Source organism: Mycobacterium appelbergii (assembly GCF_032883035.1).
In the GTDB taxonomy this organism is placed as follows: Bacteria; Actinomycetota; Actinomycetes; order Mycobacteriales; family Mycobacteriaceae; genus Mycobacterium; species Mycobacterium appelbergii.
Genome location: NZ_JAMQTH010000006.1, coordinates 90,081 through 103,728, shown reverse-complemented (window position 1 = coordinate 103,728; position 13,648 = coordinate 90,081). Strand labels below are relative to the sequence as shown.

Sequence of the window (13,648 nt, the reverse complement as noted above, 5' to 3'; positions counted from 1 at the left end):
TCAGTGGAAAATGATGTTGAGGATGACGGTGAGGGTCAGCGCGACGCCTGCGAGCGGCGTCGCCCGCAGATACCATGGCTTCCCCACACTTTCGGGGTCGTGGAAAATCTCCCGCGGTGTCTCTGAGTACACCAGGCCGGCCAGTTCTGCCACCGGTTTGGGTGCGGTCACCAAGCTCACCGCCACACTCACCACGATGTCGACGACGAACGCTGCGGCGGCCGCGACGAAGGGCACCCCTTGCCCCGGCAGACCGATCACACCGACCTCGCCCAGAATGAAAACGAAGACTGCGGAAAGCGTTCCGGCGACCAGTCCCACCCAGCCGGCGGTCGCGGTCATCCGTCGCCAGAACATGCCGAGGATGAACGTGGCGAACAACGGCGCGTTGAAGAACCCGAACAGCGTCTGCAGATAGTCCATCAGGTTCGAGTAGCCGGCCGCGATCAGTGCGGTGAAGATCGCCAGCACCGTGGCGGCCACCGTCGCAACGCGCCCCACCTGGATGTAGTAGTGGTCGGGCCGGTCCTTGACCACGTACTGCTGCCAGATGTCGTAGCTGAACACCGTGTTGAACGCCGACACGTTGGCAGCCATACCCGCCATGAACGAGGCGAGCAGCCCCGTCACCGCAACCCCGAGCAGACCGTTGGGCAGGATGTCGCGGATCATCACCAGCATCGCATCGTTGTAGGTGATCTCCCCGGAGCCGGTGGTTTTCAGATGGATGACGTCACCGATCGTGGCCGCCGCGATCATGCCGGGTATCACCACCACGAACGGAATGAACATCTTCGGGAACGCCGCGATGATCGGCGAGCGCCTGGCCGCCGAGATCGAGTCCGACGCCATGGCCCGCTGCACCTCGACGAAGTTCGTTGTCCAGTAACCGAAGGACAGCACGAAGCCCAGCCCGAACACGATGCCGATCACCGACCAGACGGGGCTGTCGAATCCGGACAACGCCTGACCCGGCCACGTCGTCAACTGGTCGCCAACAGACGCCGTCACGGTGCCGTCGAACGTGGTCTCGATGACCTTGTCCTTCAGTCCACTCCAGCCGCCGACCTTGATCAGGCCGAACACGGTCAGCGGCACCAATGCGGCCAGGATCACGAAGAACTGGAGCACCTCGTTGTAGATGGCAGCCGAAAGCCCGCCGAGCGCAGTGTAAGTGAGCACGATGAGCGCGGCGACGATCAACGACAACCACCGATTCCATCCGATCAGCACATTGATCACGGTGGCCAGCAGGAACAGGTTGACACCCGCGATCAACACCTGCGCGACGGCGAAGCTGATCGCGTTGACCAGATGTGCACCAGGACCGAAGCGCCTGCGCATGAATTCCGGCACGCTCCGGACCTTGGAGCCGTAGTAGAACGGCATCATCACGACGCCGAGGAACAACATCGCCGGGACGGCGCCGATCCAGTAGTAGTGCATCGTGGACAGGCCGATCTCGGCGCCGTTGGCCGACATCCCCATGATCTCGATGGCACCGAGGTTCGCCGATACGAAGGCCAGGCCCGTCACCCAGGCGGGCAATCGGCGACCGGACAGGAAGAAATCGAGGCTCGTCGAGATCTGACTGCGGGCGATGTAGCCGATCCCCAGCACGAAAACGAAGTAAATGACGATCAGGAGATAGTCGACCGCGCCGAGGGGCAGGCGCAGGACGCTGTCGGCGGCCAGCGTGGTCGTGGTCATGTCTGCGGTCATCCCACCTTCTGAAGTGATCAGGTTCCCAACAAAACAATCAGAAGGTAACAGGATCTGTCCATGGATATGGATTATTCGGTAAGAATTTGTTTGTTACTGTTCGTTTGTCGCTGTCGATGAGGGAGGTGTCACAGCCGTATGTTGGCCGCTGAACGCCGCCGCGCGATCTTGCGCGCACTGGGCTCCGGTGGAGCGGTGCGCGTGGCTGAACTCGCCGCCCAACTCGACGTGTCGGAGATGACGGTGCGTCGTGACCTCGACGCCCTGGACGCCGAGGATCTGCTCCGCAAGGTGCACGGCGGTGCTGTCACCCGGCACAACCGCGGCGAGGAACCGTGGTCGTCGGTGAAGGCCGCTCAACAACGCGCCGAGAAGGCCGCGATCGCCGATGCCGCAGCCCGCACCGTCTCCGACGGCGTCACGATCGCGATCAGTGCGGGCACCACCACGACCGAACTCGCCCGCCGCCTGCGGCACCGGTCGTCGATCACCGTGGTCACCAACTCGCTGACCGTATTCGATGCGCTGACGGCACCGTCCGCCGACGGGACCGACGCTCCCCTGGTCTATCTGAGCGGTGGGGTGCGCACGCCGTCGGATGCGCTGGTGGGACCGATCGCCGACGCTGCCATCGCATCGTTCCGGGTGGACGCCACCTACCTCGGTGTGCACGGGTTCGATCTGGAAGCCGGTCTGACTTCACCCAATATCGCCGAGGCGCAGACGAATCGGACCCTCATCGGTATCGGTGCGCAACTCGTCGTGCTCGCCGACCACACCAAATACGGGGAGATCGGCACCAACGTCTTCGCCGCGCTGGGGCAGGTCGACACCCTCGTCGTCGACGACGGGCTGGCGGCGCACGACCGTGAGGCGCTGGCCGGCCTGGTCGGAGATGTCATGATCGCCGACGTCGCGGGGCAGCCATGACCGAGCCCCTGCGCTGGACGCTGGCCGACGGCCGCGAGCAACTGTACTTCTCCCTACCGGGCCACCACCCGGCCCCGGTACCGGACCGGCGCCCGTTGCCCGCGCGCGGAGATCAGCAGTCGCAGTTGCGTTTCGACCGCCAGCGCCGACAGTGGGTGATCATCGCGGCGTTCCGGCAGGACCGCACCCATCTGCCCGCCGCGGATCAATGCCCGCTGTGCCCAGGGCCGACGGGGACGACCAGCGAGGTCCCCGCACCGGATTACGATGTCGTGGTCTTCGAGAACCGCTTCCCCAGCCTCTCGGGTGAATCGGAGTTCACGCTGCCCGACACCAGCGCCGGTGATTTCGTGTCCGCCCCTGGGCACGGGCGCTGTGAAGTCATCTGCTTCTCCAGCGACCACACGGGAGCTTTCGCTGCCCTGCCGATCCCGCATGCCCGCCTTGTCGTCTCGGCGTGGCGGCACCGCACCGAGAATCTGCTGAGCCGCAACGGGATAGCACAGGTGTTCTGCTTCGAGAACCGCGGTGAAGAGATCGGTGTGACCCTCAACCACCCACACGGCCAGATCTACGGCTACCCGTATCTGACCCCGCGCACCGAACAGATGTTGCGGGCCGCCGACGATCACCGGGACCGCCACCGCACCAATCTGTTTGCCGATCTACTCTCGCGCGAGGTCACCGACGGTGCACGCATCGTCGCGCGCACCGAATTGTTCACCGCGTTCGTGCCGTTCGCCGCACGCTGGCCAGTGGAGGTGCACATCTATCCGAACCGGTTCGCCCGCAACCTGATCGAGCTGACCGACGATGAACTGGACGGATTCGCCGAGATCTACCGAGACGTCCTGCAACGGTTCGACCGCATGTACCCCACTCCGCTGCCCTACATTTCGGCGCTGCACCAGTACCGGGACAGCGCCGAGCAACGCGAGGGCTACTTCCACGTCGAACTGATGTCGGTGCGGCGCAGCGCCACCAAGCTCAAATTCCTCGCCGGTTCCGAATCGGCCATGGACGCATTCATCGGCGATGTGACTCCCGAGAGCGTCGCGGCCCGGTTGGCACAGCTGTGACGGTCACCTTCGCGGCTCCGGGCCGGATCAACCTGATCGGTGAACACACCGACTACAACCTCGGCTGGGCGCTGCCCATCGCGCTACCGCAACACGTCGTGGTGACCTACCGGCCCGATCGTTCGGACACGCTCACGGTACGCAGCGATCAAGAATCCGATGATGTCGCCATACCACTGGACACCGCTCCCGGCGATGTCACCGGGTGGGCGGCCTATGTCGCCGGGGTGATCTGGGCGTTGCGCGAAGGCGGCCATCAGGTCGGCGGCGGCGACATGACGATCACCAGCGATGTCGAGATGGGCTCGGGGCTGGCGTCGTCGGCCGCACTGGAATGCGCCGCACTGGCGGCGCTGACCAGCCGAACGTCGATCGATCGCATCGAGCAGGCCCGTATCGCGCAACGGGCCGAGAACGACTACGTCGGCGCGCCCACCGGGCTCATGGACCAGCTGGCCTCGCTGTTCGGTGAACCGCACCGAGCGATGCTCATCGACTTCCGCGATCTCACCGTGCAACCGGTGCCGTTCGACCCCGATACCGCGCGCCTGACGTTGCTGGTGGTGAATTCGCGTGCGCCCCATCGCCATGCCGGTGGCGAATACGCGGCGCGGCGGGCGTCATGTGAGCGGGTCGCCGCCGCGCTGCACGTCGATTCGCTGCGCGAGCTGCAGTCCCGCGGCCCGTCGGTGCTCGAGTCGGTGGCCGCGACCGTGGATGCCCGGCGTGCCCGGCACGTGCTCACCGAGAATCAGCGGGTGTTCGACTTTGTTGCCGCACTCGGCATTGCCGATTTCGCGGCGGCCGGCGAAATACTGACGGCTTCGCATGCATCGATGCGTGACGACTTCGCGATCACCACCGAACACATCGACATGATCGCCGACACCGCGGTGCGCGCCGGGGCGCTCGGGGCTCGGATGACCGGCGGTGGTTTCGGCGGGTGCGTGATCGCACTGGTCCCCACCGAACTCGTCGACACCGTGAGCGCCACGGTGCGCTCGACGGTGACCGCGGCGGGTTATCCGGACCCGGCGATCGCGCCGACCCAGGCGGCGATGGGCGCCCGGCGGCTACCTACCGACTGAGCCCGCCGTCGCGCATAGGCTGAGGCCATGTCTGGGCGTACGCGGTGAGTCTGCTGCACGAGTTGGTGTCCGACGCGGCCGCGGCGGTACCGGACCGGCCGGCGGTGGTGTCCGACGACACATGGACATTCGCCGAGTTCGACCGCCGGATCCGGTGTGTCGCCGCCTGGGTCGGCGAGCACACCGACCCCGGCGACCGGGTGGCCGTCGTCGCCGACAACAGCGCCGACTACGCGGCGCTCTATTACGGGGTGCCCCGCAGCGGACGTGTTCTGACGCTGATCAACCAGCGGCTCACCGCGGCCGAGCAGGCCGGGCAATTGGACACCGCACGGCCCACGGTGCTGCTCGGTGACGCCGGCTACCTCGATGCGCTCACGGACGGCGATGCGCGACTGACGGTGGCGTTCGACTCCTCCCGGTGGCAGTCCGCCATGCGAGGGACACCGCCGGTCGCCGATGTCGCCCGGCCCGACGACCCGGCGTGGATGCTGTTCACCAGCGGCTCCACCGGCGTGCCGAAAAGTGTTGTGCACAGCCATCGGTCGATACTCGCCGCGGTACGCGGCAGCGTTTCGGGCCGCTCGGTCACCCCGGGTGGGGTCTATCTGCTGCCGTTCCCGATGTGCCACGTCGCGGGCTACAACATGCTCGTCCACCACGCGGTGGCCGCCACGGTGGTGCTGACTGCCCGGTTCCGTCCGGAATCGTTCACGCAGCTGGTCACCACGCACGGGGTGACCTCGTGTTCGCTGGCCCCGACCATGCTGCACTCCCTGCTGGGATACCTGGAACGCAGCGGCATCGAGTTGCCGACCCTGGGCGCGATCGCCTACGGGTCGGCCGCGATGCCGTTGGACCTGCTGCGCCGGGCTATCGACGAGCTCGGTGTCGACTTCCACCAGGGCTACGGCATGACCGAAACCGGCGGCAACGTCACGTTTCTCGGGCCGCAGGATCACCGGGCCGGGGCGGCGGGCGACACCCGGATACTCACCAGCGCCGGATTTCCGCACGCCGGGACGGAGATCGGGATTGTCGATGCGGCGGGCGAACCGCTTCCTGCCGGTGGCGTCGGCGAAATCGTGGTGCGCGGTGAGCAGGTCACGCCGAACGTCGAGGGCTGGTTGCACACCGGCGATGTCGGGCGCCTGGATGCCGATGGCCGGCTGTTCGTGGTGGATCGGCTCAAGGACATCATCGTCACCGGCGGCGAGAACGTGTCTTCACGGGAAGTGGAGGATGCGTTGTCCAGCCATCCGGATGTGGACCTGGTCGCTGTGGTCGGGGTGCCCGACGAGTACTGGGGTGAAGCGATCTGCGCGGTCGTGGTGCCGGTGGCCGGACGACAGCCCTCCCCCGAGGCGCTCATCACCCATGTCCGGGCCGTCATCGCACCGTTCAAACGGCCCCGTCAGGTGGTGTTCGTGGATGCGCTACCGCTGACCGGTAACGGCAAGGTCGCCAAGGACCGGGTCAGGGACCTGGTCCGCTCCGGCGGTGGAAGCCGAGCCGAGGACCCGTAACAGGTCGGGCTTCATCCGCTGCAATTCCTGACCCCAGTAACCCCAGCTGTGGATGCCGTCGGGAAAGTTGAACACCCCGTTGTGGCCGCCAGCGGCGAGGTAGGCGTCGGTGAAGGCCCGGTTGGAGTCGATCGCGAAGCCTTCGAGGAAGCCCAGCCCACCGATAGGAGCATCGGGGCTGGCCAGCGCCGGATCCCGCGGGGTGCCGTTGCCGCAGTAGACCCAGATTCTGGTGTTGGCGGCGACGAGTCGCCCGACGTTCACGGTGGGATCGTTGCGCGCCCAGGCGGGGTCGCCGGGAGGACCCCACATGGCATCGGGATTGAAGCCGCCGTTCCACATCATCGCGATCCGCACCTTGGCGGGCCAATCGGCCGCGGACAGGTTCAGAAACCCCGACAGCGCCCCCGCATAGATGAACTGCTCCGGGTGGTACGCGGCGAGGACCAGCGCCGCGGATCCGCCCATCGACAACCCCACCACGGCGTTACCGGTCTGGGCGACGTCGCGGTTGGCCGCCAGCCAGGCCGGAAGTTCCCGGGTCAGGAAAGTCTCCCACTTGTAGGTGTAGGTGACCCCGTTGCCGACAGCGGGCGCATACCAGTCGCTGTAGAAGCTCGATTTGCCACCGACCGGCATCACCACCGAGACGCCGGTGCCCTCGAACCAATCGAATGCGGTGGTGTTGATGTCCCAACCGTTTCGGTCGTTACCCGCCTCCATGCTGTCCAGCAGGTACAGCGCATGCGAACCTGGTCCGCCACTGAGGAACTCAACCCGGATATCGCGTGCCATCGCCGCCGATGGCACGTCGAGTATCTCGATCGGCGCATTTGAATAGGCATGTGCCGTCGGCGTGAACAACGCTCCGGGGATTAGCGTGGCCGTCAAAGTAATGGCCGCGTATCGCCGTATGGTCGCCACGATCGTCATCGCCGGCTCCATTCCGAGTCGCGAACGGACGCTCAAACGGCGTACGCGGCCAACCCCTCAAACGGCCCCGACACTGCGGATATTACGCCGATTGCCACGGTTCGCGAAGAGATTCGGCAAATGCCGACACATATGTGTTTTTGTTCGTGAGTATTCTGCGGCTGGAATTGTCAGCACTGTCAATGGCGAATATGCCCACGGGGTGAAATGGTCGCCCAGAACGGCGTGGTCAATTCCAGCGCATTACGGCAGTCCCGCGAGGAACGAATTGAAAGCGTCCTGCGGGGTTTCCGGTGCGCTGGCGGGGACCGGCGTCGAAGGGCCGGGCAATGGCGGGCCGGGCGCAGGCGGGCCCGGCAATGGCGCGGACATGGCAGGCAGATGGGATACCGCGACGGGCGCTGCCTGCACCGGGGTCGCCTGCTCCGGCACTGCCTGCACCGGCGCCTGTTCCGGGGTGGCCTGCACCGGTTCGGGCAGCGCCGCCGGAGCTGGCGCGACGTCGGCGGGCGTGCGGTCAGCCCGGCTGCCCCGCACCGGTGTCGCCTGCACCACGGCGGTGCGCGGCGTCCTGGCCTGCGGCACGGCCGCAGTGACCATCTGCGGCGTGCCCACCGCGGTGCGAGAAGCCTGACCGGCTGCCGGGCCGGGGTCTCTGGCGACGAACTGCGATCCCACGGTCAGCGTCGCCAGTACCAGCGTGGCCGCTGCCGCACCAGCGATACGACGTATCACCCGGTTCCGGCCGCCCCGACGGTCGGGTTCCGGTTCCTCCCGCCGGCGCGCGACGGTGTTGGTCGCGACGGCCCGGGCCGCGAGGTGCGCCTGCGAGCGGTGCGCGTCGGTGTTCTCGTCGTCGCATTGCGGCGGCACGGCGCGCACGTCGTCGCAACCCGCAGCGGTCAGCGCAGCAATGGTCTCGTTGGCCTCGGCGTCGACGTCGTCAGACCAGGTCACGCCGATCGAATGCACCTCGAGGCCGCTGGAGGCGGCGATGGCCCGCACGCCCCGGATCGCCGAGACACAGCGGTCCACCAACTCGGTGGCGGTGTCGACGTCGAACGCGTCGTCGTCCAGGGAACTCTCGGGCGAGTCGCGGTCGACGAGTGCCCAGCCGACGCCGCTCGCGGTCATCGACAGCCCCAGTACCGTCTTCACCCGTTTGGCCCCAATTCCTGTCGCCATGACGCCCCGCCGGGGCGAGCATATTGCGCTGCGCCCCGAACGGCATCTTGAGGAACCGCGATACGTGGCCCTCTGCGCCTTAATCGGGGCCCGCTGTGCGGGCGTTACCGGCCCATCGGCAAATATCCGGACAAGGGACGCCCGGTCTGTAAAGCTACGGCGGCAAACGTGCGCGCAGGAGGGACCGATGGCGATGCCGCTGGCGACGACGCAGGCGGCACCGGCCGATGTGCACGGATCCCGACGTGCGTGGGCGGCGGTCGCGGTGCTGACCCTCGTCGGCACACTGAATTACGTCGACCGCTTCCTACCCGCGGTGCTGGCCGAACCCATCAAGATCGACCTCGCGTTGTCGGACACCGCGATCGGTGTGATCAACGGGTTCGGCTTCCTGATCGTGTATGCGGTGCTCGGTGTGGTGATCGCCCGCGTGGCCGATCGTGGTGCGTTCGGAGCGGTGATCTCGGGGTGTCTGACGCTCTGGGGTGCGATGACAATGGCGGGCGGAGCGGTCCAGTCCGGCTTCCAACTCGCGCTGACGCGGGTCGGCGTGGCGGTGGGCGAGGCAGGCAGCACGCCGGCCGCCCACGCCTACGTCGCGCACAACTTCGCGCCGGGGCGCCGTGCGGCACCCCTGTCGGTGATCACGCTCGCGATCCCGCTGGCCAGCGCGGCCAGCCTGATCGGCGGCGCCTGGCTGGCCGAAACCCTCGGTTGGCGAACCGCATTCGTGATCGTGGGGGCGCTCAGCGTGGTGGTCGCACCCCTCGTGTTGTTCCTTCTCGGAGCGCGCCAGAGCCTGCCGGTGAGAGCACTTCCCGAGCCGGGCCGGGCCGCAGGCAACTGGTGGGAACTGCTCCGCAAGCCCAGTGTTCTGGCCATCGTGGCCGCCGGTGGGTGTATTGCGGCAGCCGGCTATTCGTTGACCACGTTTGCGCCCGCGTTCCTGATGCGCACGCGCGGCATGTCGCTGGGCGAGGTCGGGCTGGAATACGGCATCGCCAGTGGGGTGACCGGAATCCTGGGTTTGCTGCTCATCGGCTGGTTGGCCGACCGCTTGGCGGCGCGGGACCCGCGCTGGCTGCTGTGGATCGTGGCAGCGCTGACGGTCGTGCTGCTGCCGACCTCGGTGCTTGCGTTCACCGTGGACGCCAGGTCGCCGGGCGTGTGGCTCGTCGCACTGAGTTACGTCATCGGCACGGCCTACATGGCGCCGTCGATCGCCGCGATCCAGCGGTTGGTGTTGCCCGAACAACGCGCGACCGCGTCGGCGATCTTTCTCTTCTTCAATGCGACGGTCGGGTCACTCGGCCCGTTCCTGACCGGGCTGATCAGCGACACCCTGAACGCCGAGTTCGGCGCCGATGCCCTTGGCATCGCATTGTTGTCGCTGGTGCCTGCGTTGCAGGCACTCGCAGTCGTCTTCCTCATCGTCGCGGCGAATCGGTTCCGCCGCGACGTGGTGGAGGTCGTCTACTGAATCGCCGGTGCCACCGGCGCCTTGTGGCGGCGGGTGGCGCCCCACAGCCCGACCCCGATACCGACGATCGCTCCACCGAGACCGATGACCTGCTGGGAACGCCTCATCTGATCGTGAACGCCCAGCCCGCCCAACAGGTCGGCGGCATCGGCTCCACCTGATGCCAGGAACCAGCCGCGGGTGTCATTGCCCCGCAGCCCGGCGGCCAGCAGCAGGCCGCCGATCAGCGCGTCGCGGTACCCCATCGAACGCAGCAGCAGTTGCGCCGTCGCGTCCGGCTTGTCGGGAGACCCCCAGAGCCGGTTGGCCCGCAGTGGGTCGACGAGAAACGACACGCCGGAGGCGAGTCGGATACTGCCCGCGGCCAGAGCCGCCCGGTCCATCGCCATGGCCTGTTACCTCGTCAGCTCTTGTTGTTGCGCTCGGTGTCGATGATCGGCGGTGGCCCGTCCGGATGCGGCGCACCGCCTTCATTGAGCCAGTCTGCGATCTCTGCGGCGTCCTCGCGGGTGACCGGCCGACGCCTACTGAACAGCGACTTCACCTTCTTTGTGAGCTTCGGCATGCCTCCATGCTAAGAGGTGCCCCCGACATATATTGGTATTCAACATATTTCACCACGTCAGTAGGATGCGAGGGTGAGGCGGCGGCGGCCGTCTGCACGATTTTGCCTTAACTGGTCCATCGTGAGGCGGGCGCCGCGATAATCGAAAGACCCTAGCTCGAAGGAGCGCGCCGATGTCCACGATCGAGGTCAACGCACACACCAGCTCACCGTTTGAACAGGATGTTGCCGCCACCCAGCAGTATTTCGACAGCCCGCGCTTCGAAGGCATCGTTCGCCTGTACTCGGCCCGCCAGGTAGCTGAGCAGCGCGGCACCATCCCGTCCGACTACCCGGTGGCCAGGGAGGCGGCCGCGGCGTTCTACCCGCATCTTCGCGAACTGTTCGCCCAGCGCAAGAGCATCACCACGTTCGGTCCGTATTCACCCGGTCAGGCAGTGGTGATGAAGCGGATCGGGATCGAGGGGATCTACCTGGGCGGCTGGGCGACCTCCGCGAAGGGCTCGATCAGTGAAGATCCGGGGCCCGACCTGGCCAGCTATCCGCTCAGCCAGGTCCCCGAGGAGGCCGCAGGTCTGGTGCGCGCACTGCTGACCGCGGATCGCAATCAGCAGTACCTACGCCTGCGGATGACCCCAGAGCAACGCAGTACAGCGCCCGTTTATGACTACCGGCCGTTCATCATCGCCGACGCCGACACCGGCCACGGCGGTGATCCGCACGTGCGCAACCTGATCCGCCGCTTCGTCGAGGCCGGCGTGCCCGGTTATCACATCGAGGATCAGCGGCCCGGCACCAAGAAGTGCGGCCATCAGGGCGGCAAGGTTCTGGTGCCCTCCGATGAACAGATCAAACGGCTCAACACCGCGCGCTTCCAGCTCGACATCATGCGGGTGCCGGGCATCATCGTCGCGCGCACCGATGCCGAGGCGGCCAATCTGCTCGACAGCCGCGCCGACGAGCGCGACCAACCGTTCCTGCTGGGCGCCACCAATCTGAAGATTCCGTCCTACAAGTCGTGCTTCCTGGCGATGATGCGCAGTTTCCACGACCAGGGTGTCACCGAACTCAAGGGTCACCTGCTCTACGCGCTGCCCGACGGTGAGTACGCCACCGCCGAGGCCTGGCTGGAGCGCCATGGCATTCTCGCCCTGGTCAGCGCCGCCGCCGCGGCCTGGGAGCAGGATTCGACGCAGTCCGTCGACGCGTTGTTCGACGCGGTCGAGTCCCGGTTCGTCCAGGCCTGGCAGGACGACGCCGGGCTGCAGACCTATGGCGACGCCGTCGCGGAACTGCTCGAGTTCCGCGAACGCGAGGGCGAGCCGCAGGAGACCAGCGTCGACGAGTGGCGGCAGTTCGCCGCACGCGCACCGCTGTACACGGCCCGGGAGAAGGCCAAAGCGCTCGGGGCCGACGTGGCCTGGGACCCCGAGCGGGTCAAAACCCCGGAGGGCTACTACCAGATCCGCGGCGGCATACCGTATGCGATCGCCAAGTCACTGGCGGCGGCGCCGTTCGCCGACATCCTGTGGATGGAAACCAAGACCGCCGATCTCGATGACGCCCGTGAGTTCGCCGACGCGATCCACTCGGTGTACCCGGACAAGATGCTGGCGTACAACCTGTCCCCCTCGTTCAACTGGGATACCACCGGTATGAGCGATGAGGAGATGCGCCGTTTCCCGGAGGAACTCGGCAAGATGGGGTTCGTCTTCAACTTCATGACCTACGGCGGGCACCAGATCGACGGGGTGGCCGCCGAGGAGTTCGCCACCGCACTGCGCCAGGACGGCATGTTGGCGCTGGCCCGGCTGCAACGCAAAATGCGCCTGGTCGAATCGCCTTACCGCACACCGCAGACACTGGTCGGCGGGCCGCGCAGCGATGCCGCGCTGGCTGCCTCGTCGGGACGCACGGCGACCACCAAGGCCATGGGTGAGGGCTCCACTCAGCATCAGCATCTCGTACAGACCGAGGTGCCCAAGAAGCTGCTGGAGGAATGGCTGGCGATCTGGGGTGAGCACTACAGCTTGGGCGAGAAGCTCAATGTGCAACTGCGCCCGCGCCGCGCCGGCTCCGATGTTCTCGAACTCGGCATCTACGGCGACGGCGAGGAGAAGCTCGCCGACGTGATCGTCGACCCGATCAAGGACCGGCACGGGCGCAGCATCCTGACGGTGCGTGACCAGAACACCTTCGCCGAGAAACTGCGGCAGAAGCGCCTGATGGATCTCATCCACCTCTGGCTCATCCACCGCTTCAAGGCCGAGATCGTGTACTACGTGACGCCTACCGAAGACAACATCTATCAGACCGAGAAGATGAAGTCGCACGGCATCTTCAACGATGTCTACCAGGAGGTCGGCGAGATCATTGTCGGCGATGTGAACAAGGCCCGCATCGAGGAATTGCTGGCCCCCGACCGTGAGGCACTGGGGCGGTTGATCCGCAAGGAGGACTGAGAACCTGCCCCTACAGAATCGGGTCGCCCCCGACGGGCAAATCATCGCGACCGCCGCACGCGGCACGTTCATGGGCAACCGCGGGATCCTGCATGACGAGAACCGGCGGATCGTCCGCGCCACGCGTAACTCGATGTGGCTGATCTGCCTGCTCGAATTCAAGGGCCGCAGACGCGAACCCATGCGCCCGGGGACCTACACAGAGCTGTTCTTCCTCGATGAGGCGGTGGCGCTGGCCGCCGGACACCGACCGTGCGGTGAATGCAGGCGCCGGGCCTACCGTGGCTTCATTGATGCCGTGAACGTCGGCACCGGCAATCCGATCGGGGGCGCCAAGGATCTCGACCGAAAACTCAAGGCGTCCCGGGCAGCTCCGCGCAGCGTGGCGTCGATCGCCGATCTTCCCGATGGCACGTTCGTCACGCTCGGCGACAACGACTTTCGGCTCATCTGGGCCGGCGCCCTGCGCCGGTGGGCACCCGAGGGCTACTCCGACTCCACACCGATCGACGATCGCGACGCGCTGGTTGTCACGCCGGCCCTGTCGGTCACCGCGCTGCGCAATGGCTATCCGGTCCAAGCGCATCCCTCGGTGTGAACGACGACGCTAACCAGCGATCCGGTTTTACGCGTAAGCCCGGCGCGTCACACTTCGGTAAGCACCGCACCGGCATTAAA

Annotated in this window: 12 protein-coding genes; 7 read left to right on the top strand and 5 right to left on the bottom strand. The window is 66.5% G+C overall.

Annotated elements, in window-relative coordinates:
* Nucleotides 1–1,722, bottom strand: a complete 1,722-nt coding sequence (locus tag M1247_RS14885; protein WP_410506872.1) for a sodium:solute symporter family protein — start codon at nt 1,720–1,722, stop codon at nt 1–3.
* Nucleotides 1,723–1,860: 138 nt separating this feature from the next.
* On the opposite strand from M1247_RS14885, the gene M1247_RS14880 reads away from it, so the two are divergent.
* From M1247_RS14880 to M1247_RS14865, 4 genes are read left to right on the top strand one after another with little or no spacing between them, the layout of a single operon-like run.
* Complete coding sequence (locus M1247_RS14880; protein WP_317157122.1) at nt 1,861–2,652, top strand: DeoR/GlpR family DNA-binding transcription regulator; 792 nt, start codon at nt 1,861–1,863, stop codon at nt 2,650–2,652.
* Entirely contained in the window at nt 2,649–3,731 is a 1,083-nt protein-coding gene (gene galT, locus M1247_RS14875) for a galactose-1-phosphate uridylyltransferase (protein WP_317157121.1), read from the top strand. Before M1247_RS14880 ends, galT begins: the two co-directional genes overlap by 4 nt.
* Nucleotides 3,728–4,819, top strand: coding sequence for a galactokinase (locus M1247_RS14870; RefSeq protein ID WP_317157120.1), 1,092 nt, complete (start codon nt 3,728–3,730; stop codon nt 4,817–4,819). Before galT ends, M1247_RS14870 begins: the two co-directional genes overlap by 4 nt.
* A gap of 44 nt (nt 4,820–4,863) precedes the next feature.
* On the top strand, nt 4,864–6,345 hold the full coding sequence (locus M1247_RS14865; protein WP_317157119.1) for an AMP-binding protein: 1,482 nt from the start codon (nt 4,864–4,866) through the stop codon (nt 6,343–6,345).
* Here the strand turns inward: M1247_RS14865 and M1247_RS14860 are convergent.
* Nucleotides 6,256–7,278 carry an esterase family protein gene (locus tag M1247_RS14860; protein ID WP_317157118.1) on the bottom strand — a complete coding sequence of 341 codons (1,023 nt, stop codon included), beginning with the start codon at nt 7,276–7,278 and terminating at the stop codon, nt 6,256–6,258. The genes M1247_RS14865 and M1247_RS14860 overlap by 90 nt on opposite strands.
* Before the next feature lie 243 nt (nt 7,279–7,521).
* The gene (locus tag M1247_RS14855) at nt 7,522–8,463 is read right to left on the bottom strand and encodes a DUF7159 family protein (RefSeq protein WP_317157117.1); all 942 of its coding nucleotides are present in this window, start codon (nt 8,461–8,463) and stop codon (nt 7,522–7,524) included.
* 187 nt (nt 8,464–8,650) lie between these two features.
* Between M1247_RS14855 and M1247_RS14850 the strand changes: the two genes are divergently transcribed.
* On the top strand, nt 8,651–9,943 hold the full coding sequence (locus M1247_RS14850) for a spinster family MFS transporter (protein ID WP_317157116.1): 1,293 nt from the start codon (nt 8,651–8,653) through the stop codon (nt 9,941–9,943).
* On the opposite strand, the gene M1247_RS14845 is transcribed toward M1247_RS14850, so the two are convergent.
* Both M1247_RS14845 and M1247_RS14840 read right to left on the bottom strand, forming a co-directional pair.
* Nucleotides 9,937–10,332 (bottom strand): DUF4267 domain-containing protein, encoded by a 396-nt coding sequence (locus M1247_RS14845; RefSeq protein ID WP_317157115.1) that lies wholly within the window; start codon nt 10,330–10,332, stop codon nt 9,937–9,939. The two genes, M1247_RS14850 and M1247_RS14845, sit on opposite strands and share 7 nt — an antisense overlap.
* A gap of 14 nt (nt 10,333–10,346) precedes the next feature.
* Nucleotides 10,347–10,508, bottom strand: coding sequence for a hypothetical protein (locus tag M1247_RS14840; protein ID WP_317157114.1), 162 nt, complete (start codon nt 10,506–10,508; stop codon nt 10,347–10,349).
* 173 nt (nt 10,509–10,681) lie between these two features.
* Between M1247_RS14840 and aceA the strand changes: the two genes are divergently transcribed.
* Nucleotides 10,682–12,970 (top strand): isocitrate lyase ICL2, encoded by a 2,289-nt coding sequence (aceA, locus tag M1247_RS14835; RefSeq protein ID WP_317157113.1) that lies wholly within the window; start codon nt 10,682–10,684, stop codon nt 12,968–12,970.
* 70 nt (nt 12,971–13,040) lie between these two features.
* Nucleotides 13,041–13,568, top strand: a complete 528-nt coding sequence (locus M1247_RS14830; protein WP_317157112.1) for a hypothetical protein — start codon at nt 13,041–13,043, stop codon at nt 13,566–13,568.
* The last annotated feature ends 80 nt before the right edge of the window (nt 13,569–13,648 follow it).